This is a genomic window from Streptantibioticus rubrisoli (assembly GCF_024436055.1).
In the GTDB taxonomy this organism is placed as follows: domain Bacteria; phylum Actinomycetota; class Actinomycetes; order Streptomycetales; family Streptomycetaceae; genus Streptantibioticus_A; species Streptantibioticus_A rubrisoli.
Genome location: NZ_JANFNH010000049.1, coordinates 13906 through 38949 on the forward strand (window position 1 = coordinate 13906; position 25044 = coordinate 38949).

The window sequence follows — 25044 nt, forward strand, 5'->3', positions numbered from 1 at the left end:
AGGCCGTGACCTCTTCCGGCTGCTGCCGCGCTCTTTCCGATCTTCGGGTGACCCCCCACCGCAGGGCTTGTTATTGGCCCTGGTTGGGTTCCAGCCAATCTCTGTCAACTGGTTGACGCTGACTTGAGACACCGTCAACCTGTTGACGTCAGACCGCACTCAGCGACGAGGAGAACTGGATGAGCAGCAACGAGGCCGTGTCCGTCCCGCAGATCGAGGTGGCCACCTACCGGGCGCCGAGGGTCACCGTCACACCCGTCACGGAGGTGATCCCGTCGGAGCCCGTCGCCGGTGCCCACGCGCCCGGCGCCTACCAGAACGTCCTGCTCAACACCCGCACCGGCGAGCTGTCCTTCCACGAGAGCACCGAGCACCGGGAGCCCTGGAACCCCCAGTGGAAGGCCATCAACGACGTCCCCCGGGAGACCTGGAAGCGCTGGCACCCGGGCAAGCTGTTCCTGCCCGGGGCGGGTCCGCACATGTGGTTCGAGCCGGTCCCCGAACTGCTGAACTGGACCGTCGACTCCGGCTTCACCGGGCACCCCTACCTCGACGTCGAGGCCGCCAACGCCCTGCTGGAGCTGGTCGCGCCGTACGCCCAAGAGCTGCTGGACGGCTTCTTCGAGGCCGGGGGCGAGCTGGACTGGTCCGCCGCCTCCGCCCGCGCCGGCCGCCAGCTGTGCCGCCTGACCTCCCGTCACCGTGAGGCCGCCCTGCCCGAGGTCGACGCTGACCTGGTCGACTTCGCCGAGGTCGTCGCGCACTTCCCCCAGGTCTACCGGCCCGAGATGCTGCGGCTGTCCCTGGACAAGCTGGCGCACGAGTGCGAGGTGCAGACCCGGTACATCGGCGCGAACGAGCACTGGCACGAGGAGGTGAAGAAGGTGTTCGGCACCCCGCACCGCGACGGCACCGGCGTGCACCTGCAGGTGACCGGCGTGCGTTCCTGGTACCGGACCGTGCTGCTGGACGGAGACCCCCGGGAGCCGCGCGACTTCGCCGACTGGGACGCCGCGCACGGCAGCCTCAACGGCAGCGGCATCACCTCGGAGTCCACCGACGCGGACCTGGACGCCTGGATCGAGCGCGAGGAACTGCGCGCCGCGCAGGCGGGGCTGCGCCTGTTCGGCACCCGCGAGGCCGCCTACAGCCACCGGGCCCGGCTGCGCGAGCAGGACTGGGACCGCCTCGCCGTGGTCGGCGCCGAGTGCACCCGGCTGGAGAAGTACCGCACCGAGCGCCTGCAACTGGTCAACCGGGCGATCTCGTGGGGCTACAGCGACTCCGACATCGCCGGGCGGGCCCGCGTGTCACGGCAGGCCGTGCACAAGCTCAGCAAGAAGACCGAGGACGGCTCCGGGCAGGCCGACGACCCCGAGCTGGCATGAGGCACCACCTGCCCACCGCCGCGGCCGGAGCCATTCGAGCTGGCTCCGGCCGCCGCCAACTCCCCTTCCGAAAGGACCCGATGAGCACCACCGACCCCTTCGCCCTGCTGCGCGCGACCGCCGCCGTCCAGCGCCTGGACGAGGAGCTGACCGTCCGCCCCGGCGACCGCCGACGCGAGCGCGCGTACCTGGTGCACCGCGCCGCCCTCGCCGACCGCGCCGTGCCCGCCCTCGCCGAGGTCGAGGACCCGGCGACCAGCGAGCAGGACGCCGAGGACACCGCCCGCCGCCTGCTGGAGCACGACCGCGCCCACGCCACCGGCCGCGGCCCCGTGCCGGCCGCCGACACCCGATGGGACACCGACGCCCGCGGCTACGCCCGCCAGGAGCACGCCGCCGCCGTCCTCGACGAGCACGACCAGGAGCACGCCCGTGGTTGAGCTGCAGATGAGCGAGGAGGTCCGCGCGCTGCTCGGTCCCGAGGGCCTCGCCCGCGCCGCCGAGGTGTCCCTGGCCGACGGCCGGTGCGTCGCCTGCAGCCGGCCGCTGGACGGCACGGTGCACATGGTGGTGCGCACGAACGGGTCCTTCACCCACGTCGTCTACGTCCACGCCGGATGCGGCCCCTCCGAGGTCATCCAGATGGGCCCCGACTTCGCCCCGGCCACGCCCGCCGACGGCTACGACATGACGATGACCGCCGCCGTCCTCGACCACGGCGGCGCCGACCTGCCGGTCCTGGTCGCCGAGACCGTCGGCAAGGCGTACATCGTCAACGACGGCCCCGGCGAGCTGACCAACGTGGTCGCCAGCCACCTACTGGGCCAGGGCTTCCACCTGGTCAACCGGCTACGCCAGGCCCCGCCGCAGGTCGCCGAGTGGGTCGGCGTGCTGCTGCTCGGTCACGGCCCGGCCGGCGAGGACGGGCTGCTGGTCCTCGACCCCGACGGCGGGCAGTTCTACACCGGGGCCGTAGACCTCCCCGACGGCTGGCTCACCCAGGCCGCCCGCTACGGCTGGGCCGTGCTCTACGTCGGCAACGCCGGTGGACTCCACCCCCGCGCCCACGACGCCAAGGCCACCGCCAGGGCACTGCGCACCGCCGCCCAGGCCGGGCAGCTGGTCGGCGCCCGCATCGCCGTCGGCACCCCCGGGCCCGCCCAGGCATAGCCGCTTCCCGCCCCGCCGCCAGTGCGCCGAGACCACCCCGGTCCCGGCGCACTGTGCTGCTGTCCGCCGGGGTTTTGGGACTTTTGAGACCGCCCGACTCGCCCGCGCGCGAAGCAGCCCCGCGGCACCGGGTCCGCCCCCCCGGTCCGGTGCCCCACGAGGCACGCTCCCCTTCCGCGCCAACTTGCTCGCCGCCGCGCGGCAGGACCGCCAGTCACCCAAATTTGGGTGACTGGCAGCAGCCGCCGCGGGCCACCGCCAACGAACGCCGGGCGCCTCAGCCGCGGTCGGATTTATGAAACCGGCCCAGGTCAGCACCCCCGCACCGGCCCGGCGACGGCCGCCCGGCACGGGCCCGGGTCACAGAGAACGCCTCCGGCAGGCCCTCGCTCCGAGGGGGCGGAGAGAACGCCGTCGGCCGCGGCCCGGTGGGGAGCTGGGGTCAAGGTTGGGTCGCGGCGCGCTCCCTCGACGACCGGGCCCCGGAGGGTGCCACAGGAACCCCGTCCACTGCGAGGACGCCGCCGGCGCCGCAAGCGGTCGCGCGAGCGCGATCCCCTCCGCTCCCGGGAACCCTGCGGCAGCGCTGCGCGCGCCCGACCGACGAGGGAGCACCCCGCTCCGGCCCGAGGCATGGCGCGGGCCCCGGGGAGGGCCGCCCAGGGTCCGTAATCCTCCGTGGCCCGCAGCGTGCGCGGCTGCAGGTGCTTCGGGCTGGAAAAGACGGCCAGCGGCGGAGGGAGGGGGGTCGGTGGCGGACCGATCGCCGCCTGCCCGGCCGGAGCGGGGCCGCCCGCCGTACTCCCGCCGTCGCGCATGACGGGCGCGCGAGGAGACCGCACCGCCCGGCCGTGGCCGACGGGGAGCAGCTGCTGCCGCGCAGTGGTGACCGGCCGGTGAGGTCGCTCCGCGTCGGCCCGGGTCTCGCTGTGGCCGAGGAGCGTGTCGTCAGTGGTCGGCCCGGCCCGTCGAGGACCCACCGCCCAAGGCCCGTGCCACCAAGAGCCCCGCCCGCAGCGCCCGGGGCGAGGACGTGACACCCCAAGCGGTCGCCACGACCGGCGATCGTACGGCCGCGATCATGCCGACACCCCTAAAACATTGCGTTTCATTGCATCACTCTGTAATGAAATGCATTGACGAAATGCAATGCAATGCATTAGACTGGAATCCTGAACAACTCACCACGAAGGGGGCACAGGATGGGACTGCGGGACGAGAGCCAGCACCTCCGGCGCAGCGACGGCACCACCGCCCGCCGGCCGCTCCAGGACACCGGCTGGGGACCGGAGCGCGCCGCCCGCTACGCCGCTCGATGCGAGCGCTACGTCGACATCGAGCGGCTGCAGCTGCGTGCGCACGGCCGCGCCGCGGTCCGCCTGGACTTCCCCTACGCCACCGGCCGCGGTCCGCAGCGCGCCGAGGCCGCCCACACCGTCGGCGTCCGCTTCGGCGTTGAGGTCCGCAGGCTCGACCGAGCCGGGCGAGCGCTGCGGGTCACCGGCCCCGCCGAGGAAGTGGCCCGCTACGCCGCCGCACTCCCCCGCGTCCTGGACCACGCCGAGCAGCTGGCCAGCTGGGCCGCCCGCATGTACGGCGAGTGCGCCCGCCGGCCCCAGCACGCCGACTACTTCGAGGCCCTGGGCACAGCTGGGCGCCGGGCCGCCGCCGCTTACTTCCGTGCCGTCGCCTTCCGCCGGATTGTCGAGGTCCTGGCCGGGCCGCAGGACGTCGTCGTGCCCGAGGTCGACCCCGCTCTGCCCCTGTGGGAGCAGGCCGAGACCCTCGCCGGAGTTCTCGGCGAGTACGGGTGGGTCGAGATCCGCGACGCCTACGACCCAGCCGCCGCCCTGCAGCTGCTCGACGCCGCCGAGCGGATCGAGGCCCCGGCCGCGCGCTGGCCGGTCGCCGCCGCGCACGGCGAGCAGCTGGCCCTGTTCGACGGCACCTCCCCCGCCGCGGCCGGGCCGGTCGTCGTCATCCCCTGCTCCGGCCCGAAGTTGGACCACGCGGCCCCGGCCGGGAAGCTGTACGTCGGCAGGCTGCACACGCACGCCCGCCGGACCGCCGACGCCCTCACCGCCCGCGGCGGCACCGTCCTGGTGCTCAGTGCGCTGCACGGTTTCCTGCCGTTGGACCAGGTCATCGAGCCGTACGACCACACATGGGAAGACGTCGGCAGCGTCACCGTGGAGGAACTGCGCGCCCAGGCCGCCGAGCTGGGGCTGACCGACGCCGAGGTCGTGCTGCTCACCCCTGAGAAGTACACCCAGCGCGCCGCCGCGGTCTGGCCGCACGCCCGCACCCCGCTGGCCCACCTGGGCATCGGTCGGCAGCGCGGCAGGCTGACCGCCATGCGGGAGAGCGCCGACCAGTACACCACCGCCGCGTGAGCCGTCGTCCGGCACACGCACCCGTCCCCGGATACGGCACGCTGTCGACCGCAGCGTGCCGTACCGACCGCACCGCCCCGTAGGAGTTCTTCCAGATGAGCGAGCAGCCGACCGAGCAGACCGTCGAGGCAGAGAAGGCGCCCCAGTGCCGGTTCCCGGGGTGCACCGAGCGGCCGGTCCCCAAGGACCCCACGGTGACCGGCCCCGCGCCGAAGTACTGCGCCAACCCAGACCACACCCCGATGAGCGCGTACCGGGCCAAGCAGCAGAAGAAGACCGGCGACACCGCGCCCGCACCCGTGAAGGAGCAGGCCAGCGACCAGATCGTGAGCGACGCAGCCCGGACCGCCGGAATCGTCCAGGGCACGGTGCTGGAGAAGGTCGAACAGCTGCAGCTGGAGCTGGCGCGGTACCTGGAGCTGCTGAAGACCGTCACGGACCCGGATGCCGCCGAGGCCCAGGTCGCCGCAGCCGAGGCCCGCGCGGACGCCCGGGTCGCCGAGTTCCGCGAGGCAGCGACCGCCGAGCGCGGCCGGCGGGAGACAGCCGAGCGGCTGGCCGCGGCTGCCGAGGAGGCGAAGGAAGCCGCCGAAGAGGCCGCGGACCAGGCCATCACAGAACTGGAGGAGGCCAAGGCCAAGTTCGAGGCGGAGACCGAGCGCATCCACACGGAAGCCGACGAACAGATCACTGCGGCCCAGGCCGAGGCCCGGCAAACCCGCACGGACGCCGAGGCAGCCATCGAGCAGGCCCAGGCCGAAGCCGAGCAGAAGGCCACCGCCGCCCAGGCCGAGGCGGACAAGCGCGTCCGGGAGGCCCAGGAGGCAGCCGGGAAGGCCGAGGTGGAAGCCCGGCGCAAGGTCGAGGCGATGGAGAAGACCGTCACCCAGGCCGAGGCCGCCGCCGAGCAGGCAAAGACGGAGGCCGCCCAGGCGCAGGCCGCAGCCGACAAGCGGGCCCAGAACGCCGAGGAGGCAGCCAACAAGGCCAAGGTCGAGGCTGCGGCCCAGGTCGACGCCGCCGACAAGCTGGTCGGCGAGCTGCGCGACGCCCTGGAGCGGATCCGCGAGGACGCCAAGGGCTACCGCGAGCGTGCCACCGAGCTGGAGACCCGGCTCGACCAGGTGCGTACCGAGCTGGACACCGCCCTCACCGAGAAGCGGGCCGCCCAAGACGAGGCCCGCGACGCCCGCCAGCAGCTGCAAGACCAAGGCCGGAGGAAGTAGCCCGTGCCCGCCGCCTTACTCGCCGCCGCAATCTGCGCGGCCCTGCTCGCTGCGGTGCTGGCGACTTGCCGCCGCATACGCCACCACCGCGCCGAGCGCGCCCGGCGCACCGCCGCTGAGCACCGCCACCGCCAGTTGGTCAACGCCGCCGACCAGGCCATCAGCACGGCCGTCCGCGCCAGCCTCGCCGAGCTGGCCGCCGCCCCGGCCGCCGAGCCGCCCCTGCGCGTCAACGTCGCCGACGTCCTAGACCGCGCCCGCTCCGACTTCAACCTGCAGATCACCCGGGCCGAGGCCGCCACCATGCTGCGGCACCGGCTGGAGTTCCGCGGCCACGCCACCTTCGGCGCGGTCGTCACCGACGCCTACGAGGAGCCGCAGCAGTGAAGTTCCGCCTTCCCTTCCGCCACCGCACCGCCCCGGCCGCCGCCGACACCGGCCCCGCGTGGGAGCAGCCCGGCCACTTCAAATCCGGCGACACCGTCCACATGCCGCCCGACTCGGTCCGCGAAACCGTTGTGTGGGTCGAGGGAGACCTGGTCGGCGTCGAATTCCATCCCCGTTTCGGCCCCTCCAGCGTCGGGACGTCCGATGTCCGCCACCTGGAGGGCTGCGAGCCCTGCATGGTCGACGCCCGCCGCCAGGGCGAGGAGGAGCAGGCCCGCGAGGAGACCTACTGGGCACAGTGGCCCGATGAAGACCGGGACCTGTACGACCGTGTGATGGAAGGCAGGGTCGTCGTCGGCGACCGCCCCCGCCGCTACCGCTTCGGCGACCGCACCCCGGTACGTGAGTGGATGCGCACCGAGCTGGACGGTCACCTGCTCGACGACGAGATGCCCAGCCTGACCATGGGGCGGATCTGGGACCCGGTGGACTGGCCGCGTCTCGAACGGGAGTACGGCGACGACGGGCTGACCATCATTAACCCGTGGGAGACCGTCCTGTGGCCGACGATCAGGTCCGCCTTCGTCGTCCTGCAGCAGGCGGGCTACTCCCCGGCCCTTGACGCCAGCGTGGAGATGGACCGGCTCGACGACGGCACGATCGGCGCCGAGGTCATCGTCTCCGCCCTCATGGTGGACGGCCCCATCGACGCCGACACCTACGGCCAGGCCGTCGCCCTGCTCGGCGACGCCACCGAGTTCCCCCACACCTGGCTGCGCTACGAGTCCTATCCGGACCGGCCTGGCCGCGACCTCAGCCAGCCCTACCAACCCGACGAACGCAATGTCACCGGGTGGAACTGGTCCGGTGGCGACTGGATGGGCACCTTCAACCCGCCCGCTCAGGAGACGACCTCGCACTGATGCCGTGTCAGTGCACGGCGCTACGGTCCCACCACAGGCCGTAACAGCCATACCAGGAGGGGGAGTTCACCATGACCACCACACCAGGCCGCCGAGCCGGAGCCGGAGCCAGCGCCCAGCGGATCGCCGACGTCATGCGGACCGCCGAGCGCACCGAACAGCACCGCCGCGCCAAGACCGTCTTACCCGTCACCGCCGCAGCCGCCGCCGTCCTCGGCTACGCCGCAGCCGTGGCCACCACGCTGTGGCCCGCCGGAGTCGTCGTCGGCCTGGGCGTCGTCGCCTACGGGCTGCGCCGGGTCTACCGGCGCAGCGCGAACTCCTGGGCGACCGGCGCGGCCGGCGAAGTGCGCACCGCCCACCTGCTCGCCCCGCTGTCCCGCCGCGGCTACATCGTGCTGCACGACCGGGCCGTACCGTCGAGCCGGGCAAACTTAGATCATCTGGTCGCGGGCCCGGCGGGCGTGTTCTACATCGACACCAAGAACTGGCGCTCGAAGACCGCCCGCGTCACGGTCACCGGCGGTCTGCTGCGCTACGGCCGCTACGACAAGACCCGCGAGCTGCAGACCGTGGTGTGGGAGGCCGAGCAGGCAGCCCGCGCCCTGAGCGTGCCGGTTCGGCCGATCATCGCCGTCCACGGCGCCAAGGTCCCGGCCCCACGAGGCCGCTTAGAACTGCACGGGGTGACCGTCGTCGAGGCCAGGCGACTGCGCGGTCTGATCCAGAGTCTGCCGCCGCAGCCCGGTTGGGACGCCGACCGCATCACCGCCGTGCAGCAGCTGGCCGAGCGGACGCTGCCGCCCGCCCGCTGACCCACCGTCCGCACAGCAAAGGGCCCGGCATCCGCCGGGCCCTTGCTCATTCGACGCGCTCGACCAGGCCGCGGTCAGTCCGCGTGGCCGAGGTCGAGCAGGTCCCACAAGTCCTCGCCCGCCGCCCACCGCTGCAGCAGGACACGGTCGACCAGGCGCACGCTGTTCCTCGCCGCCCAGACAACCCGCTCCCGAGGGAACGTGCCGGAGCAGACGATCAGCAGTAACGGCGCAGGCCCGCCCTCGCGTTCCGGCGGATCATCCGGCGCCGCGCTCACCGGCCGCAGCACCGCCGCCCCGCCGTGTCCGGCATCGTCGGCCCCGCGCTCGAACGCGCAGCCCATGCGCCGGGCGGCGCGTTCGCCGACCAGGTGCACCGCTCCCGCGTCGTTGACCCGTACCCCCTTGGCCGTCCAGCCGTCGCGGACCAGGAGCCGGCCGACGATGTTGCGGAATCGCCGGTCGTCGGCCGCGTCGATGTCGGCGAGCGTGAAGCGCACCGCCGCCCGTTTCTTGCGGGCAGCCGCTTGACTGCGGCGCAGTACCAGGGCCCGCACGCCGTAGCCCAGCGCTGTGGCGGCCAGTAGCGCCGCCCACCAGCCGACCCGCGACCACAGCCAGACCAGCACGCACACGGGCAGCCCGATCGAGACGAGGACCACGGCGACCGCGGGGGCGACCTCCCACCACTCCGGGCCGTACTGCCCGGCCATGCGCAGCCGCAGGTCCTCACGTCGTCGCCAGGCGCGTCGTGTCCCCACCGGAGACCGGCGCAGCGGCCACACCTCGCTCACCCCCACCACCACCCTTGCCCTGCCATGCGTGTGACCTCATGTCATATCTGCCCGCCCGCGAGCGCGTACAGCGGCACCGCCGCAGACCGGACAGCGGGCTAATAACAAGCCCTACGGGGTGCCGGTCACCCAAATTTGGGTGACTCGCCAGCAGTCCGGTACGGAGCCGGAACTGGCCGTGCTGACAATCTGAGTTCCCCTGACAATCCGAGTTCACGTCAACTACAGTTGTCGCATGGAGCGAGTAGAGGAACCGCCGGGCTTCTGGGAGCACTTCATGCGTCCCCGAGACCCGGCATTCACCGATCCGACCGACGACCAGAGCGCCGACCTGCGCGACCGCCTGCTCGACGCGGTCGCCGAGCTGGCCGCCCAGATCTCCACGCGCGAGCAGGAGCTGACCGCCACGGGCCAGACGCCCACCCAGTTCGTTCGCGAGCACGCGCTGATGACCCCCGACTGGCACCTGTCGGTGCTGCGGGCCCTGCGCGAGGGCCGCGACGTCATCGAGCAGCTGGCCGACACCTCCGCCCGTAGCGCCGGGGCCGCTGGCGCGAACTACCCGCAGCTGGGGGCTGCCTGGGGCATCAGCCGCCAGGCTGCCCGCAAGCGCTGGCTCGGCGCGGTGAGCGCCGCCAACGAGACCGCGAACAAGGAGCCCGTCGAGATCCGCGCGTTCGGTGGCGAAGCCCGCGTCGCCTTTCACGTCGACGAGGGCGGCTGGTGGTGGATCGGTCACGGCGCCGACGGCACCCCCGGCGACGCCGGAGACGACGTCACGTACGACACCAAGGAGGAGGCCGCCGCCCACGCTGGCGCCTTCCTGCAACAGCACGCCGTGAAGGAGACGCACGCATGACGAACCCGCACCTGCCGCCCGGTGCCCTGCTCGCCGCCGCGCTCCAGCAGCTGGTCGACGACTACCCCACCGACGACGCGGTGAGCGTCGTTCTCACCGTCACCGACCTCGACGAGCCGGGCCGGGGTGAGCCCATCGACATCAAGTTGCAGCCCGGCCAAGCCGCGTGGCTGACCTCCCTGGTCATGGACGAGGGCGCGACCTGCCGCAACGCGCACCCGGGCGGGAACGACCAGTGCGGGCACTGCCGGGGCACCGGGCGGGTACGCGGCGCCGACGAGCCGCCCGCCGACGACGGGAGTCGCCCGTGATGTCCGTCACACCGCCGTGCCCGCACTGCTCGACCGCGACGGAGCCGATCGAGGCCGAGGGCGAGGAGATGTGGCACTGCCCGGCGTGCGGGCGGCGTACCTACGGCACCGGCGACCCGGACGACGACGTCGACCTCCCGCCGTACAGCGAGGTCGACGAGGCGGGGGCCGTTCTCCTCTACTACGGCGACGGCACTCTCGACGAGGAGGCAACCGCCGAGTACGCCCCCCAAGAGGGCCCCGACGACGAGGACGACCAGGACGAGGAGGAGCCGGCCGAGCTGGGCCCGGCGCCCGCCGGGTGGGAGGCGCAGGTGTACGAGGTCCGCGTGAAGGACCTCGCCGCGGTGCTCACCGGCGCGTGGGTGTGGATCTACGGCGACCCGGGGTGGCGGTTCTGCACCAGCGCCGAGTACGACCCGGACCGTGGGGACACCATGGTGAAGCTCACGTACGGTGACGGCGAAGTGGTGAAGGAGGAGCCGTGGCCGCAGGCCCGGCTCGTGTACGCCGGGCCCGACAGCATCCCCACCGCGACCCGACCCGGACCGGCTCAGTTGGTGAAGCGGTGAGCATCACCAACCCGGCGGAGCCGCGCCGTCACCAGTCCGAGCTTCACCAGCCCGCTGGTGACGTCCCCCTGTTCGGTGGTGAAGTCGGCGAGGCCGACGGCGCCGCGCCGACTTCACCAGTCGACTGGGGACGGCTGCTGGCCGATGGTGAGACCGTCGCCCGCTACTGGAGCCACGTACTGCGGCGCGGCCCGGACGAGTGCTGGTGGTGGACCGGCGGGCTCATCCCCACCGCGCACGGGACGTTCCGCGCCGGGTCCCACACCACCGGCACGAGCCGCGTCGTGCCCGCCCATTTGTTCGGTTACCGGCTTGCTCACGGCGCCGACTCGATCCCGGCCGGGCAGGTCTGCCGGCACACCTGCGACGAACCGCCGTGCCAGAACCCGGCGCACTGGATCCTGGGCACGCGAGGTGACAACAACCGCGACGCCGCAGCTAGACGGCGACTTGCCGGTCATGCGCTGGCCGACGTGCGCGGCCCGATCGGGCGGGCGCGGGCAGTCCAGGCCGCCATCGCCGCCGCCCCCGGCCCCGAGCACCTCGACGCGGCCATCGCCGCGGCGCTCGCCGCGGGCAACCCCAGCAGCGCCCACCAGGACAGCCTGTTCTGACCGTCTGCTCACCCGCCGGCCCCGGACCCTCGGTCCGGGGCCGGACGCGTTGGTGAACCTCACCGGGGAAGATCGCGTGCGACTCGCGGCAGCACTTCACCGCCGCCGCTTCACCACGACCTGGTGAAGCGGCGCGCTGCTCGATTGGTGAAGCAGCGCCGTTGGTGACGCTCGCCAGGTGGTGAGCTTCACCAGCCCGCCGCCGACTTCACCACGGCGTTGCTTCACCACTTCACCAACGTCGGTGGTGAACCTTCTGCGTCACCACGCCGTGGTGACGTTCGCGCCGCCGGTGCTTCACCACAGCCATCGGGCCGGTGAACGTCACCACCCGGCGAGCGCGCGGGTTGGTGACGAGGCCGCGCACGGTAACGCACCGTGGCTGCATCGAGCGGGCTGGTGGGGAAGCACCGGCCGCCGCGCGAGCGCGCCGGCCGGTCGGCGGGGGCGGTGCGCGGGCGTCCTCACCGCCCCTTGGTAACAGTCGACCCCCGCACCGGAGTCCGGGCGGGGGCCTATGTCGTCGGTGCCGACCGTAGCGCACCCCTGCGGGCGGTGGCCACAACCGCCTCCCGATCGGGGCGACGGAACCCCGGTGGCCGCTCTCGCAGCGCGCCGCCCGCGGCGGTGCAGGCCGCCGACCGCCGACCGGCGCATATCGGGCAACCGAGCGCGCCGCGCCACCCATCCGCCCCAAGCGCAGTAGCCCGACTTTCCCTTGATGGCCCCTCACGAGGCAGACTCAAATGGGACATTCTGACCCTCTACAGTCCCAGGCCGCAGCCACCCGAGCAGCCCCCGACTCACCCAGGTACCTCACAGCCCGTCAATCCTCATGCCTACTACAACAATCCTCCACACCTATGCATCACGATCCGATGGCTACTGTTGATCTTGAAAGTTCGCTACCTTGTGTGACGTGCTTTCGATCTCTACAGGTAGCGATCCTGGCTACCTGACCAAGGAAGTTGGTCAGGGCCGGGAGCACTACTACCTGCGGTCGATCGACGAGGCAGGCGAGCCGCCCGGCTACTGGACCGGCGACGGCGCGGCCGAGCTGGGGCTGTCGGGTGAGGTCAGCAACGACGTGATGACCGACCTGTACACGGACTTCATCGACCCGCGGAAGCGCGACGAGATGTACGCCAAGCTGGCCGAGATCACTGCTGACCCGGAGTCGGAGGAGTACAAGCAGGCCGAGGCGAAGATCCGCAAGGAAGCCCGGCTGGGCACCGCCCCGAAGACCTACGAGAAGGCGTTTGAGAAGCGGTTCGCTGCTGCGGTCGAGAAGGCCCAGGAGCGGGCCGCTGGCGACCTGACCCCGGAGCAGATCAAGAGCATCGAGCTGAGCGTGCGCAAGGAAGCCCCGAGCGCGACGCTGTACTACGACCTCACGTTCAGCGCACCGAAGTCGTGGTCGGTGTACCACGCCAGCTTGCAGGTGAAGGCGGCGCAGGCTCGCGAGGCGGGCGATGTGGAGGCGGCGGAGAAGTTCGCCAAGCAGGCCGAGCAGGTGTGGGATTGCTGGAAGACCGGCGTGCAGGCCGGGATCGAGCACATGCAGGAGGAGGCGGGCTACTCCCGCGCCGGGCACCACGGCGCGAAGGTCGGCGGGCGTACCTCCGGCCGGTTTGTCGAGGCTCCCGAGTTCACCGCCGCAGCATTCGCCCAGCACACGAGCCGCAACGACGACCCGCAGCTGCACGTCCACGTCGCGGTGCTCAACAAGGTCAAGACCGTGGACATCGACCCGGTGACCGGTCAGGAACGCGTCGTGTGGCGGGCGCTGGACGGGCAGGGACTGTTCCGGCATAAGCAGGCCGCCGGCCACCTCGCGGAGCGCGTGGCCGAGCAGGAGCTGGAGCGGACGCTGGGTGTACGGGTGCAGATGCGCCCGGACGGCAAGGCCCGCGAGATCGTCGGTATCAGCCCCGAGTTGCGCGACGAGTTCTCCAGCCGTCGGACGGCCATCAAGGAGACGGTCGCGGAGCTGGCGAAGGCGTACGAGGAGCGCCACGGCGTGGCACCGACCCCGTACGTGTTGGCCCGTATGTCGGAGGACGTGACCCTCGACCAGCGCCAGGCCAAGAAGCACGATGCTCTCTCCCGCGAGAGGCTGCTGGACCGGTGGGAGGCATCGAGCAAGAGCCGACTGCGCGAGTCGCTGGCGGACGTGCCCGAGCAGGTCGCCTTGGAGTCCGCGCTGCACGAGCGGTACCGGCCAGCCGGGGAGTTCGACCCGGCCCGCATCCAGCGGCGGGCCATCGCTGCCGTCCAGGAGCAGAAGGCGACCTGGACCCGGCCCGACCTGATCGTGGAACTGAACCGGCAGCTGCCCGACACGCTGGGCGGGCTGGACCGGCACCAGGTCCGCGACCTGCTCAACACCCTTGCCGACGAAGCCCTGAACCCGACAACTGACAACGGCGTGGTGCGCACCACCGCGCCGCACATCGTGGAGATTCCCGCCGAGCTGCAGCGCAAGGACGGCAGCTTCATCTACGAACCGGCACAGAACACCACCAACCGTTACGCCACTGAGGACCACCTGCGCGTGGAGGAGCGGCTGCGGGAGTTCGCCGGGCTGTCCGGTGCACCGGCTGTTCCCCGGCAGTTGGTCGAGGACGTCATCGAGCGCCGCGGACTCACCGGCAAGCAGGCCGAGTTCGTGCGCCAGGCCGCGACCTCCGGCCGCCAGGTCGACCTGCTCATCGGCCCCGCTGGTGCGGGCAAGAGCTACACCCTGGCCGCGCTGTGTGAGGTGTGGGAGCAGCACAACAACGGCCAGGTGCTGGGCCTGGCCAGCGGCCAACGCGCCGCAGACGTGCTGGCCGAGGAAGGGATCTCGAACGTTGCCAACATCAGCAAGCTGCTGAAGGCCAACGCGGCGATGGCAGCCGGCAGGGAGGTCGACGACGCCGAGCTGTACCGGATCAGGCCCGGTCAGCTGGTCATTGTCGACGAAGCCGGCATGACCAACACCCCGGACATGAAGCGGGTTGCGGACCTGGTCGAGGCCAGCGGCGCCAAGATGATCATGAGTGGTGACCACGGCCAGCTCTCGGCCGTCGGCGCGGGCGGGATGTTCGCCCAACTCGCCGAGGATCTCCCCGGCGTGCACACCCTCGAAGAAGTCCGCCGGTTCCGGGACACCGACGCGTGGGGCAACAAGACCGTGCGGCAGTGGGAGGCCGACGCCTCCCTGCAGCTGCGCCAGGGCGACTCCGAAGCGCTGGCTGCCTACCAGGCGCACGGCCGTCTGCGCGGCGGCTCTGCCGAGGCCATGACCGAGCGCGCGTACCAGGGATGGATCGCCGACCACCTTGCGGGCCGCAACCCGCTGCTGATCGCGAGCACCAACGAGCAGGCCGCCGATCTGTCGATGCGGGCCCGCGCCGACCTGGTCCGCGCCGGGCTGGTCGAGGAGGACGGCGTCGTGCTGCGCACCGGGGACCGCTACCAGGTCGAGACCAGGGCCGGTCGCGGCGACCTCATCCAGCTGCGGAAGAACGACCGCAACATCACCGGCGAGAACGACAGGTTCGCGGTCAACCGGCTCACGGCCAAGGTGACCGGGATCGGCGACGACGGCTCCCTGATGGTGCAGCTGGAGGACGGCGGCCGGATGTACCTGCCCGCCGCCTACGTGAAGACGAACGTGGAGCTGGCCTACTGCAGCACGGTGCATGGCGCGCAGGGCCGCACGGTTGGCGTGTGCCACAGCCTGGTCGACGAGCAGACCACCCGCGAGTCGCTCTACGTGGCGCTCACCCGCGGCGAGGGCGGGAACTACGCCTACGTGATCACGCACGGCAAGCCTGGCGACGGGATCAAGCCGGAGGAGGCGCCGCACCACCTCGCCTCCCTCGACCAGGCGCTGCAGCGCACCGAGCTGGAGCAGACCGCCACCCAGTCCGTCCGTGACGAGCTGGAGCGCCGCGAGCACCTGGCGGTCATGGAGCCGGTGTGGTCAGGAGTGAAGGACCAGCAGGCCGAGGCCCGATTCGGCAGCACCCTGCTGGACGCGCTCGGCCCGGAGGAGTACGAGCGGCTCAGCAGCGAGGAGGCGTACGCCAGCTTGATGCGGCTGGCCCGGCACGTGGAGGAGCAGGGCCACGACGCCGAGGACCTGCTGCGGCGCACCGCCACCTCCCGCGAGCTGGACTCCGCCGACAGCCACAGCAGCGTTCTGTACTGGCGGTTGGAACGCGCCTACAACCTCGCCGAACGGGACATCGTGCTCGCCGAGGAATCCGAGCAGCGCGCCGCCGTTGCCGAGCAGACCGAGCGCGTCGAGACCGTGCTCACCGCCGCGTACACCGCGCCGCTGCAGCCGGACCAGCCGGAGGCCGCACAGCACGCGATGGCCATGCAACTGGTCGATCTGGGCCAGGCGATGACCACGGAGGACCAGGACCAGGAAGTCGCCGAAGCTGTGGCCGAGGCGCACACCGCCCCGCCGGTCCACCCGCACCAGGAGGAGGCGCTGCAGCAGGCGATGGCGATGCAGTACCTGCCAGTGGCGCACGCCGGGCAGGACGTCGAGGTACGCCAGCGGCAGGCCGACGAGCGCGAGGCGCGGATGGAGGCGCTGGACTCGTACACCGCCCGCACCCCGGAGATCGACGGCGACCTGGGCCGGTTTATGGGCGAGTGGGCCCACGAGATGGACCAGCGTGTCGAGCGGCTGGGACAGCGGGTGGCCGAGCAGCAGCCGGAATGGGCGATGGATCGGCTGGGTCCGGTGCCCGAGGACCCGACCCAGCGCGCCGAGTGGGAAAGGTGCGCCGGCCGCATCGAGCGGTACCGGGAGGCGCACGGTTACGACAATGAGCATGACGCCATCGGGCAGGCCCCGCCGCAGGGTGCCGTCGAGGCCCGCGCCGACTGGGAACGAGCGCGGCGGGCGCTGGGCGTGCCCGAGCAACAGGCCGACATCACCCGCGCGTCCGACGAGAGTCTGCGGCAGTCCATCGAGCGGTACGAGCGCGAGGAGGAGTGGGCTCCGCAGTACGTGGCCGACGATCTGGAGAAGGCGTCGCTGGCCCACCGCGACTACGGCGACCAGGCCGTGCAGCTGGAGCTGCGCGCCAAGGAGATGGCCGAACAGGAGGCCGCCGAGCACGAGGAACGGGTGACCGACGCTGTTTACAACGCGCAGACCGCGCACGGCTACACCTATGAACAAGAGCACCTCAACCAGGTGATGGCGATGCAGCAGGCCCACACGCTGCAGGCCGAGATCGACCCCAGCGAGCGGCAGAAGGAGATCGAGGGCCGCGCCGAGACCTCGCGGGACATCGCGGAGACGATGCGGGAGCGGGCCGAGCAGCTGCACGAGATCCACGAGACGCGCGAGCAGTGGTACGCCGAGACCCAGCAGGCCCGCGAGGAATCCGAGTACGCGCGGATCGAGCTGGAGCGCCGGACCCCCGAGCCGCAGATCGAGGAGCCGGACGCGCCGGACTCGACTGCCACCACCCCGGCCGCGCAGGACCCGTACGAGTTGGAGCAGGCCATGGAGCAGGCCCGCCGGGCTCAGGAGATCCTCGCCGAGCGTGCCCGGGAACGCGAGCAGGCAGCCCAGCGGGAGCCGGAGCATGCCGAGGACGCCGACCGCGAGCGCCGTGACACCGCATACGAGGCGGAGTACGCGCGCATCGGCCACGACCTCGCCGCCGCCGAGCACGACGTCGAGCCCGCGGCCAGCAGCCCGGCACCGCCTGCTCCTGAGCCGGAGCCTGTCCCCGAGCCTGCGCCGGAGCCTGAGATCGAGATGTGAGGAACCGGCGGGTTCCTGCCCGCCGGTTCTTCCTGTCCCGTGTCGCACCCGCCCGCTACCGTGCAGGTATGGCCGAGACAAGGTGGAACCAGCCCGCCGGCAACCCGTCGACTCAACCGACCGGAGCCCAGCCCACACCGGCCGTTCCCCCGCCCCCGGCACAGCCGCCCACGGCGCTGACCATCGGGGTACGAAGCGCCGCCGAGGTCGGGCAGTTGGCCGCCGATGCTGCAGCGGCCAGCCCCCGGGTGGCGATGTTCTGCTCGGACGACGATGTGGCTGTCGAAGGGATCACCGCGACCGCGCGGTGGCTGCTCGGCCAGCGCAACACCTCCCCGATTTCCAACGAGGTTGACGATTTCCCGCGCACCGAGCAGGCCATCGGGCGGGAGACTGCCCGCGCCGATGACGCGATCTGGGGCCGCGGCCAGTTCGCCGACCTGCACGAGGACTACGCCGCCGGCGTACGGGAGACCCTCCGGTGGATCCAGGGGCGGGCTGACACCAAACGTCCCATCAGGGAATGAGCGTCAGTACTCCCGTTTTTCGTGCCGCCCGCGGCCTGCCCTCCATCCGGTGCAGGCCGCGCGTCATGTCGGGGGTGCGCTATGCGGGGCGGGTGTGTTGATCTCAGCAGGGGTCATAGGCTCAGCGCCATGCTCATCGCGAACGTTTCCCCCAGGACCATGGCCAAGACCACAGACACGGCGTGGTTGGCCCACGCCCTGGCGGAGGACGAGGAGCAGTACGAGGTCGAGGGGTTTGACGCCGATCACTCCAAGCAGTTCTACAACTGGGGCAAGGAGGAGAAGGGCGACTTCCAGTTCCCGGTGCATCTTGCGGCCAGCGCGCAGTTCCACAAGGAGGTCGTGCCACCGACGGGGAAGTCGATCGGGATGGTGGACTGCGGGCACGCCGAGAACCACCCGCACATCACGGACTCAGTGCTGCGCGTCGCCGATCTGGTGATTCTGCATATGTCTCCGACCGGCGCGGACTGGGAGCGGATCGTCGAGCCCCCGGACGCCACTCCCTTCATGGACATCCTCAAGCGAAGCGCCCCGCTTCGTGCCACGAAGAGGATGCCGACCACCTGGGTGCTGCTGAACCGCACCGTGGCCAACGCGTCTTCTACGGGCTACTACCGGGAGGAGATGGCCAAGGAGGGCTATGACGTCTTCACCACGGTCATCCCGCGCAGTGAGTTGTTCGGGCAGTCCCTGGGCTTTCCCATCCTGGATGCCAGGAAGACCGCGTTCGGGGCGCTGGTGACCGAGATGAAGATGAGGGGTCTGCTTCCCGTGACGAAGCAGAAGGAGCAGGAAGCCAAGTGAGCTACCGGCAGCAGATGCAGGAGCGGGCCCGCCAGCGCGACGCCAAGCGTGGGGGACGGGAGACTGAAGGCCAGCAGGCCGCCACAGCGGGCGCGCCAGCGCCGCGCGGCGAGGCGGACCCGGTCGAGCCCGAGCCCCCGGCTTCCGGCACCGGGGCGTACCGGCCCCAGCCGTTCACCCCGGACCTGATCCCCGAGCCCGAAGAACTCGACGCACAGGGCCCGCTGACCGACCAGGAGGTCGACGAACTCGCGCGCTGCGAAGCCGCCTACATCAACGCCAACCAGGCCGACTGGCTTAAGTGGAAGGCCGCGCACGCAGTCCGCAGCCGGAAGACCTACCGAGGTCCGGACGGCACCCGGACATGGCCGGAGTATTGCGATGAGGTGCTCGGCGAATCCGAGTCCGAGGTCAACCGTTCGATTCAGCAGTGGCCGCTGATGCGGGCTATCGCCCAGCAGTGGACGAAGCCGCTGGCGACGCCGGCCTCCCACGTCCAGGCGCTGCTGCCAGTGGTCGAGGGCTACGGCCTGGAGGAGACCGCACGCGACTACGCGACGCTGCGCACCTGGGCCGCAGAGAACAAGAAGAGGGTCACCGCGGCCGATCTGGAGACCTGGGTGCAGAAGGCCCAGGCCATAGAGCGGCCGGAGGAGAAGCCTGCGCTGACCGCCGAGAACTGGATGGCGGCGCGGGAGGAGCGCACCCAGAAGGCCAAGGAGGTGCCCAAGCCGCGCGCCGTCGAGAAGACTCCGCTCGCTGAACCGGGTGCCGCCGAGCAGCGGGAGCGGGAGAGCCAGCCCCCGGCCGAGGAAGAGAGTCACCCAAATTTGGGTGACTCCGCCTCCGAGCAGCCGGAGGCCGAGGAAGCCCCGGCCAGTGCCGCCCCCGGCACCGGCGAGGGGAAGCCCGGCGAGCCGGAAGCTGGCGGGGAGCTGGAGGACCGGGCTGTGCACGCCTGGAGCGTCCTGGACGGGTTGCGCGAGGAGCTGGTGGCCAGCGGTGTGCTGGAGGGCGCCCGTAGAGATACCGTCCGCGCCATCGAGGAGAGTGCCCGGTCAATCGCCGACGCCGCCGCGGCCATCCTCAAGGACCGGTAGAGGAAGCCGGATACGCAGATGGGCAGTCACCCAAATTTGGGTGACTGCCCATTGTGTCGATCAGCGTGGATCAGCTGTCTTTGGGTTTCTTCTTCTCCGCGGGTGGGCGCCGGGCGACGTGCGCCTCGATGTAGGAGTGCAGGCCGCCGTCCTCGAAGTCCGTCTCGACCAGGGTCACAGTGCCGTCCGGCCTAGGTGGCGGGATCGGGTGGAGCATGACGGCGTCCGGCCGTTCATAGCCGCAGTCGCGGAACTCCTCGACCATGAAGGACTTGACGGCGGGCCACCACCGCACGTGCCACTCAGCCGCGCGGGTCGGGGGCACGGTCTTTTTCTCGTACGACCAGTGCCAGTACGCGCACAGCCAGGTGAGCTGGACCCGCAGTTGCGGGTGCTCGTACCAGCAGGGCCGCCAGATCGACTCGGCGTACATCGGGCGCAGGACGTCCCGGCACCACAGCGTCAGCCAGTGCCACAGCTCCCGGGCCTCTTCCTGGTTGACCTTGGTCCAGTCCGGCGCGCTGCCCGGCCCGCTGGGTTCCTCCTCTTCTTGCTGGGCCTGCAGCTGCTCGACAGCCTCGATGATGTCGCCCAGCGTGATCTTGATGCCTTCAATGCCCTGGACCAGGTCCTGCTCCTCCAGGGCCTCGACACGGCGCCGGACGTCGGCCACGTCGCCGGCCAGCGCGGTGAGCATCTTCTCCGGGGAGATCGCCATTTAGAACGCCCCCAGGTTCCGGGTGCGGCGCGGCGGGATGGCGTCCTGCACGTCGTCGTCCTGCTTCTCCTCGACTGGGGCGGGCGGCTGCGGGATCTTCTCCAGGTGGACGGTCGGCTCGAACGCGGGCTTCTCCGGGACCGGTGCGGGCTGCGGCTGCAGGTCGACGACCTCACCGGGCACGACCCTCAAGTGGTCGCGCGGGCCAGGGAAGCCGCCACTGGCTGCCCAGCCGCTGGCCGCCGGGTCAACGGTCCACGGGCTGTGGGATGCGGCCGGGGCCGGGGGCGCCCACGGCTCCTCGAACGCGGCCGGGGCCTGCTCCCAGGCAGTCGCCGCCGGGGCCGCCGAAGCGGGACCCCACGGGCTGGCCTGCGGCATGGCGGGCGGGGCGTCCCACAGGTCCGCCGGGTTCGGCGCCGCAACCGTCTTGCGCTTGCGGGCCTTGAGCGCGGCGCGGGCTGCCTTCTTGTCCGCCTTGTCCAGCTGCTTGATGTCCTTGCGGGCCCACACCATTTCGTACTTGGCGACCAGCACGCCGATGTGACGGCGGATCACCAGGACCTGGCCCGGCTCCAGGCCCATGATGTCGCTGACCGACATTGTCGGTTCCTTCACCATGCGCCACGAGGTGGTGGCCGTCGTCCCGTTCGGGCCGGGGCCCTTGCTGCCGGTCTCCTCCCGCACCCGCTTCTGCCCGGTCAGCTTGGAGAGCGATTCCAGGTGGTCGTCGTTCTTCAGGCCGCCGAGGATCAGAGCGGTGCAGTTGTCCCAGATGGTGTCCGCACCGTTGCGGCCCCACCGGTCGCGGATCTGGCCCCGGGACTGGAACGCGCAGTGCACGGTGATGCCCAGGCCGCGGCTGTCGGCGGTCCACCGCTCCAGCGGCACCGGGCAGATCAGCGCCGCTTCGTCCAACACGATCGTCAGTGGCGGGTCGTTGCGCTCCCCCGGCTGCGCGGGGGCACGCCGGCGGGCTGCTTCGTAGATCTCACCGGTCAGTGTCGTGAACAGCGGGCCGATGCCGCCGGTACCGGTGTCCTCGCCGAGGATGTACACGGTGTCGCTGCCCGACGTGATGAACGACTCGACATCGAACTGGGGGACGTCCTCGCGGTGCGCGTCCACGATCGACTGTGCGATCTCCGGCAGGGACAGGCACTCGAACGTGGTCGACAGCGTCAAGAAGACGTTGTCCAAGGTGGTGGTCTTCGAGCGGCTGTCCTTCTGAGCGGGCGCCTGGGTCTGCTGCAGGTCGTCCGCCCAGCCCAGCGGCGCGACGTCCGCGAACTCCTCGAAGATGGCGGTGGCGGGCGTCTCCAGCGGCTTCTTAGCCCAGCGCGCCACGTCCAGCAGCGTCAGCCCCTTCATGTCGGCCGCCCACAGGAAGCTTTTCAGGACCTTGAACGACTGGGAGTTCCAGAAGTCCCTGTTCTCCAGCCCGCTAGTGATGTCCGAGCCATCGAGCAGGTACTTGGCCCGGCGCAGGGCCACCTTCGGGTCGCGGCAGCCGATGACCGGGTCCCACAGCAACGTCGAGCTGAACTTTCCGTCGCCCAGATCCTGCGGGTTGAAGGTCCAGATGCGCCCGCCCAGCCGAGCACGCAGCGGCGCGGTCAGGCGGACGATGTCGACCTTTGTGCTGGTGGCCAGCACCGAACCCGGGGCGTCCACCACGAAGTTGCCGATCAGGCCGGTCTTGCCCGCGCCCATGGGCGCGATGACCGCCGTGCTGTCCTCGATCGGCGACCAGACGTCGATATGGGTCTTACGGTCCTTGCCGAGCCGCACCGCCACCTCGCTGGTGTCCACCTGCCGGGCGGGCACGTCAGCGAGCGAGGGCCGCAGGGTCCCGCGCTGCTTGACCACGGCCCGTCGGCTGACGCGCTTGCGGATCTTGCGCGCCGTAGCGAAGCCGTCAGTCTCCCGGCCGCCAATGCCGATGCCACCGAGGAGAGTGTCTTCCTTGAGCTTCAAGTAGCCCGCGCCGAGACCGGCGACCACGATCGCCGACACCAGGAGCGGCTGCTGGGCGAAGAGGTGGCCAGCGATGTGGGCGATGCTGCCCAGCACCTTGCCGAAGCTGGGGGTGTTGAGGCCGGTCTGATCGGCCGCCAGGAACGTGGCGGGCACCGCGCCGAGCGCGGCGTACCGGGCCGTCGGCCGCCCGAGCAACTGGCGCTCGATACGCGACAGCGGGGCGGAGGTCACGGCCGGGTCCCACACCCACCGCGCGCCACCAGGCGTCGGGGTGGCCAGCGCGTTGTCGTTGACCTCCTGCCGGGCGCTGGTCGTCAGCACCGCGGCGTCGTCGAAGAGGTGGTCTGCTGTCGTCGGGTTCGTCTCGCTGCCCTTACTGTTGTCGTTCACGAAGGTTCCCTTCGTCGGGGCCCCGGTGCTGTAGCCGCCAAGCTCAGAAAGCACCGGGGCCACTCCTGTTGGTATACGTCGTTGCACTGACAAGCGCCGCATGTTTGTTGCTGCCCATCGTTGTTGACCTGCTGCGCGCGGTTGCGCAGGCTCCCGTCAGGCGGGATGGCATGGGCAGATTGCCCGCCAGACCGGACACCTCCGGCGCGTGCGTGCCCAGCACGCGAGCGCCATCAGCCCCGGTACCGGAGCCACCCCTCGCGGGATGCACGGCCATGCTCTGGGCTCCGGCCTGTGGACAAAGTCCGCGGATTTCCGGGCCTGCGACTGACCCCTGTGGACAAGATTTCGCGGTCACCGCTCGGCGTCCGACAGCTCATCCGCGCGCTGGCCGGGCAGTTGCTGTGACACGGCCTGTGCGTCTTCTTCGGCGATGACCTTCAGATGACCGCGCACCGCGTCCTCCTTAAGCCCCAACTGCGGCGCGAGCACACGGGCCACGGCCCGCCGGGACACCAGCGGCTCCAACTCCTCCGGCCGCATCGTGGCCATCAGCTCCCGCAACCTCCTGCGCTTTTCCTGGGCATCGCCCCGGCCGGAGCGCGCGGGCGCAGCCGCGCTCTGGTCGTCCTCGACCTTGGCCTGCACCCGGTTGGGGCGCGTGCTGCGGGCCGGGGCCGCTGGCGAGGCGCCCGCCGCAGCCAGCTGCTCGGTGTTGGGGAACGTGTCGTGCTCGCCGACGTCGTGGCCGTACTGGGCGAATTGCGCCTCGACATCGGGCTGTTGGGCTTCCGGCACCTCGACCGGCACGACGGGCGCGGCCGTCTGCTCGGTCGTGCTGTACGGCGCGGGCGCCGCGTACCGCTCGACGTCCTGCTGCCCTTGGCCGTTCCCGTAGCCGTAGGCGTGCAGCTGCTGTTCGACCTGCTCGGCGAACATCGGCTCGGCAGGCGGGACTACTGCTTCCGGCTGCTCGTAGCCGCCGTACACCGCCGCAGGGGCGGGATCAGGTTCGGGAGTCGTAACCGGCTCGATCTCCTGGTGTTCCGGTACCGGGGTGTCGTCCGGCTCGTCCTCGACCAGGTCGACAACGTCCCCGCGGTCGTTGTCCTCGCTGCCTGTGGGCAGTTCGCGCATCACCTGCAGGTCGAACTCGATTCCCGCAGCCGCCAGCCCGGCCGGGCCAGTCTCCGCCAGCGGCACTCCGTACCGCGCGAGGCGCAGCGGCATCAGGGACTCGACCGGGGCCTTACGCCGCCAGCCCCGCCCAAATCGCGACCGTAGACGCGCCTGATAGACGAGCCGCTCCTGCTCCAGCTTGATGACCTGGTCGTAGGAGCGCAGCTCCCACAGCTTCATCCGCCGCCACAGCAGGAACGTCGGGACCGGCGCCAGCAGCCAGCGCGTGATGCGCACGCCTTCCATGTGCTTGTCGGCGGTGATGTCGGCGGTCCGCCCGATCGCGTGCCGGGCCGCCTCGACGGAGACGACGAACAGCACCGGAATGACGGCGTGCATGCCGACGCCGAGCGGGTCTGGCCAGGCGCTCGCCCCGTTGAAAGCAATGGTGGCCGCGGTCAGCAGCCATGCCGTCTGGCGCAGCAGGGGGAACGGGATGCGAAACCAGGTCAGCAGCAGGTCCAGCGCGAGCAGGACCACGATCCCAGCGTCGATACCGATGGGGAAAACATTGGCGAACCAGCCGAACCCCTTGTGCAGGGCCAGGTCACGCACCGCCGCGTAGGAACCAGCGAAGCCGATGGAGGCGATCACGACGGTGCCCGCGACGATGACACCGACGAGCGTGCGGGCCGCTCCCTTGTCCTTGAGCCGTTCCCATGGCTGCCGCTCCTGGGGCTGCCCGGTGGCGGGTTCGGCTGCTGACCCGGGCGGGCCGGTAGCCGTTCCCTGGGCGTGGAGCATGTAGGTCAACTCCCAATCTGTGTCGTGTTCTTGGCTCGTCACGCGTTGTGGCGTGTGAGGTAGTCGTCCAAAGCCGCGTCCACCAAGTCCTGCAGGTTGACGTCGTGCTCGGCCGCGTAGAGCCGGGCGCGCCTGCGGACGGAAACCCGCACTCGCGCGGAGAAGTTGACGCGCTCCTCGCCCTCTTCTTCGGGGGTCTGAGGCTGCGACTGCTTCGGCACTTTGGCTCCTGTTGTGGGTGGTTCCAGTGTTCCGAGCACCCTAGGCCCTTCCGTTGGCTTCATGGCTTCCTTGCTTGCCCGTCAACTGTACTGCCAACATCCATGCTTGCCAACATTCAAGGAATCGTGATTCCAGGAATGTTG

General features: G+C 71.1%; 21 protein-coding genes. 16 read left to right on the forward strand and 5 right to left on the reverse strand.

Annotated elements, in window-relative coordinates; all coding sequences use genetic code 11:
• The first annotated feature begins 179 nt into the window (after positions 1-179).
• The 8 genes from NON19_RS28210 to NON19_RS28245 all read left to right on the forward strand — a co-directional run bounded on the left by NON19_RS28210 (position 180) and on the right by NON19_RS28245 (position 8302).
• Positions 180-1388: a hypothetical protein gene (locus NON19_RS28210; RefSeq protein WP_255931947.1), complete on the forward strand. Its 1209-nt coding sequence runs from the start codon at positions 180-182 to the stop codon at positions 1386-1388.
• Between the two features lie 80 nt (positions 1389-1468).
• Entirely contained in the window at positions 1469-1828 is a 360-nt protein-coding gene (locus NON19_RS28215) for a hypothetical protein (RefSeq protein ID WP_255931948.1), read from the forward strand.
• Positions 1821-2558 (forward strand): DUF8842 C-terminal domain-containing protein, encoded by a 738-nt coding sequence (locus NON19_RS28220; RefSeq protein WP_255931949.1) that lies wholly within the window; start codon positions 1821-1823, stop codon positions 2556-2558. The genes NON19_RS28215 and NON19_RS28220 overlap by 8 nt, the downstream gene beginning before the upstream one ends.
• A gap of 1202 nt (positions 2559-3760) precedes the next feature.
• A complete protein-coding gene (locus tag NON19_RS28225) occupies positions 3761-4951 on the forward strand; it encodes a DUF6884 domain-containing protein (protein WP_255931950.1) in 1191 nt (396 codons plus the stop codon).
• 95 nt (positions 4952-5046) lie between these two features.
• Entirely contained in the window at positions 5047-6177 is a 1131-nt protein-coding gene (locus NON19_RS28230) for a hypothetical protein (protein WP_255931951.1), read from the forward strand.
• 3 nt (positions 6178-6180) lie between these two features.
• Positions 6181-6564: a hypothetical protein gene (locus tag NON19_RS28235; protein ID WP_255931952.1), complete on the forward strand. Its 384-nt coding sequence runs from the start codon at positions 6181-6183 to the stop codon at positions 6562-6564.
• Entirely contained in the window at positions 6561-7487 is a 927-nt protein-coding gene (locus NON19_RS28240; RefSeq protein ID WP_255931953.1) for a hypothetical protein, read from the forward strand. Before NON19_RS28235 ends, NON19_RS28240 begins: the two co-directional genes overlap by 4 nt.
• Before the next feature lie 71 nt (positions 7488-7558).
• Positions 7559-8302 (forward strand): nuclease-related domain-containing protein, encoded by a 744-nt coding sequence (locus NON19_RS28245; RefSeq protein WP_255931954.1) that lies wholly within the window; start codon positions 7559-7561, stop codon positions 8300-8302.
• A gap of 74 nt (positions 8303-8376) precedes the next feature.
• Here NON19_RS28245 and NON19_RS28250 read toward each other — a convergent pair whose 3' ends face one another.
• Positions 8377-9096 (reverse strand): hypothetical protein, encoded by a 720-nt coding sequence (locus NON19_RS28250; RefSeq protein WP_255931955.1) that lies wholly within the window; start codon positions 9094-9096, stop codon positions 8377-8379.
• Between the two features lie 235 nt (positions 9097-9331).
• Here NON19_RS28250 and NON19_RS28255 point away from each other — a divergent pair, with 235 nt between their 5' ends.
• The 8 genes from NON19_RS28255 (at position 9332) to NON19_RS28290 (ending at position 19668) form a co-directional block, all read left to right on the forward strand.
• Entirely contained in the window at positions 9332-9955 is a 624-nt protein-coding gene (locus NON19_RS28255; protein WP_255931956.1) for a hypothetical protein, read from the forward strand.
• Complete coding sequence (locus NON19_RS28260; protein ID WP_255931957.1) at positions 9952-10266, forward strand: hypothetical protein; 315 nt, start codon at positions 9952-9954, stop codon at positions 10264-10266. The genes NON19_RS28255 and NON19_RS28260 overlap by 4 nt, the downstream gene beginning before the upstream one ends.
• Positions 10266-10838, forward strand: a complete 573-nt coding sequence (locus NON19_RS28265; RefSeq protein WP_255931958.1) for a hypothetical protein — start codon at positions 10266-10268, stop codon at positions 10836-10838. The genes NON19_RS28260 and NON19_RS28265 overlap by 1 nt, the downstream gene beginning before the upstream one ends.
• The gene (locus tag NON19_RS28270; RefSeq protein WP_255931959.1) at positions 10835-11452 is read left to right on the forward strand and encodes an HNH endonuclease; all 618 of its coding nucleotides are present in this window, start codon (positions 10835-10837) and stop codon (positions 11450-11452) included. Before NON19_RS28265 ends, NON19_RS28270 begins: the two co-directional genes overlap by 4 nt.
• Before the next feature lie 919 nt (positions 11453-12371).
• The gene (gene mobF, locus NON19_RS28275) at positions 12372-17234 is read left to right on the forward strand and encodes a MobF family relaxase (protein ID WP_255931960.1); all 4863 of its coding nucleotides are present in this window, start codon (positions 12372-12374) and stop codon (positions 17232-17234) included.
• 68 nt (positions 17235-17302) lie between these two features.
• Positions 17303-17761: a hypothetical protein gene (locus NON19_RS28280; RefSeq protein WP_255931961.1), complete on the forward strand. Its 459-nt coding sequence runs from the start codon at positions 17303-17305 to the stop codon at positions 17759-17761.
• Positions 17762-17890: 129 nt separating this feature from the next.
• Positions 17891-18568, forward strand: coding sequence for a plasmid partition protein (locus NON19_RS28285; protein WP_255931962.1), 678 nt, complete (start codon positions 17891-17893; stop codon positions 18566-18568).
• Complete coding sequence (locus tag NON19_RS28290) at positions 18565-19668, forward strand: hypothetical protein (protein ID WP_255931963.1); 1104 nt, start codon at positions 18565-18567, stop codon at positions 19666-19668. The genes NON19_RS28285 and NON19_RS28290 overlap by 4 nt, the downstream gene beginning before the upstream one ends.
• Before the next feature lie 70 nt (positions 19669-19738).
• Here NON19_RS28290 and NON19_RS28295 read toward each other — a convergent pair whose 3' ends face one another.
• The 4 genes from NON19_RS28295 to NON19_RS28310 all read right to left on the reverse strand — a co-directional run bounded on the left by NON19_RS28295 (position 19739) and on the right by NON19_RS28310 (position 24900).
• Entirely contained in the window at positions 19739-20386 is a 648-nt protein-coding gene (locus NON19_RS28295) for a hypothetical protein (RefSeq protein WP_255931964.1), read from the reverse strand.
• Positions 20387-22756 carry a type IV secretory system conjugative DNA transfer family protein gene (locus NON19_RS28300; protein ID WP_255931965.1) on the reverse strand — a complete coding sequence of 790 codons (2370 nt, stop codon included), beginning with the start codon at positions 22754-22756 and terminating at the stop codon, positions 20387-20389.
• Positions 22757-23110: 354 nt separating this feature from the next.
• Complete coding sequence (locus NON19_RS28305; protein ID WP_255931966.1) at positions 23111-24721, reverse strand: DUF2637 domain-containing protein; 1611 nt, start codon at positions 24719-24721, stop codon at positions 23111-23113.
• Positions 24718-24900 (reverse strand): hypothetical protein, encoded by a 183-nt coding sequence (locus tag NON19_RS28310; RefSeq protein ID WP_255931967.1) that lies wholly within the window; start codon positions 24898-24900, stop codon positions 24718-24720. The genes NON19_RS28305 and NON19_RS28310 overlap by 4 nt, the downstream gene beginning before the upstream one ends.
• Between the last annotated feature and the right edge of the window lie 144 nt (positions 24901-25044).

What these genes read in the sequence shown, in the direction of transcription:
- NON19_RS28230 (WP_255931951.1), top strand. Translation starts at nt 5,047, where the DNA reads ATGAGCGAGCAGCCGACCGAGCAGACCGTCGAGGCAGAGAAGGCGCCC.
- NON19_RS28295 (WP_255931964.1), bottom strand. Translation starts at nt 20,386, where the DNA reads ATGGCGATCTCCCCGGAGAAGATGCTCACCGCGCTGGCCGGCGACGTG.
- NON19_RS28280 (WP_255931961.1), top strand. Translation starts at nt 17,303, where the DNA reads ATGGCCGAGACAAGGTGGAACCAGCCCGCCGGCAACCCGTCGACTCAA.
- NON19_RS28260 (WP_255931957.1), top strand. Translation starts at nt 9,952, where the DNA reads ATGACGAACCCGCACCTGCCGCCCGGTGCCCTGCTCGCCGCCGCGCTC.
- NON19_RS28265 (WP_255931958.1), top strand. Translation starts at nt 10,266, where the DNA reads ATGTCCGTCACACCGCCGTGCCCGCACTGCTCGACCGCGACGGAGCCG.
- NON19_RS28255 (WP_255931956.1), top strand. Translation starts at nt 9,332, where the DNA reads ATGGAGCGAGTAGAGGAACCGCCGGGCTTCTGGGAGCACTTCATGCGT.
- NON19_RS28225 (WP_255931950.1), top strand. Translation starts at nt 3,761, where the DNA reads ATGGGACTGCGGGACGAGAGCCAGCACCTCCGGCGCAGCGACGGCACC.
- NON19_RS28210 (WP_255931947.1), top strand. Translation starts at nt 180, where the DNA reads ATGAGCAGCAACGAGGCCGTGTCCGTCCCGCAGATCGAGGTGGCCACC.
- NON19_RS28215 (WP_255931948.1), top strand. Translation starts at nt 1,469, where the DNA reads ATGAGCACCACCGACCCCTTCGCCCTGCTGCGCGCGACCGCCGCCGTC.
- NON19_RS28245 (WP_255931954.1), top strand. Translation starts at nt 7,559, where the DNA reads ATGACCACCACACCAGGCCGCCGAGCCGGAGCCGGAGCCAGCGCCCAG.
- NON19_RS28285 (WP_255931962.1), top strand. Translation starts at nt 17,891, where the DNA reads ATGCTCATCGCGAACGTTTCCCCCAGGACCATGGCCAAGACCACAGAC.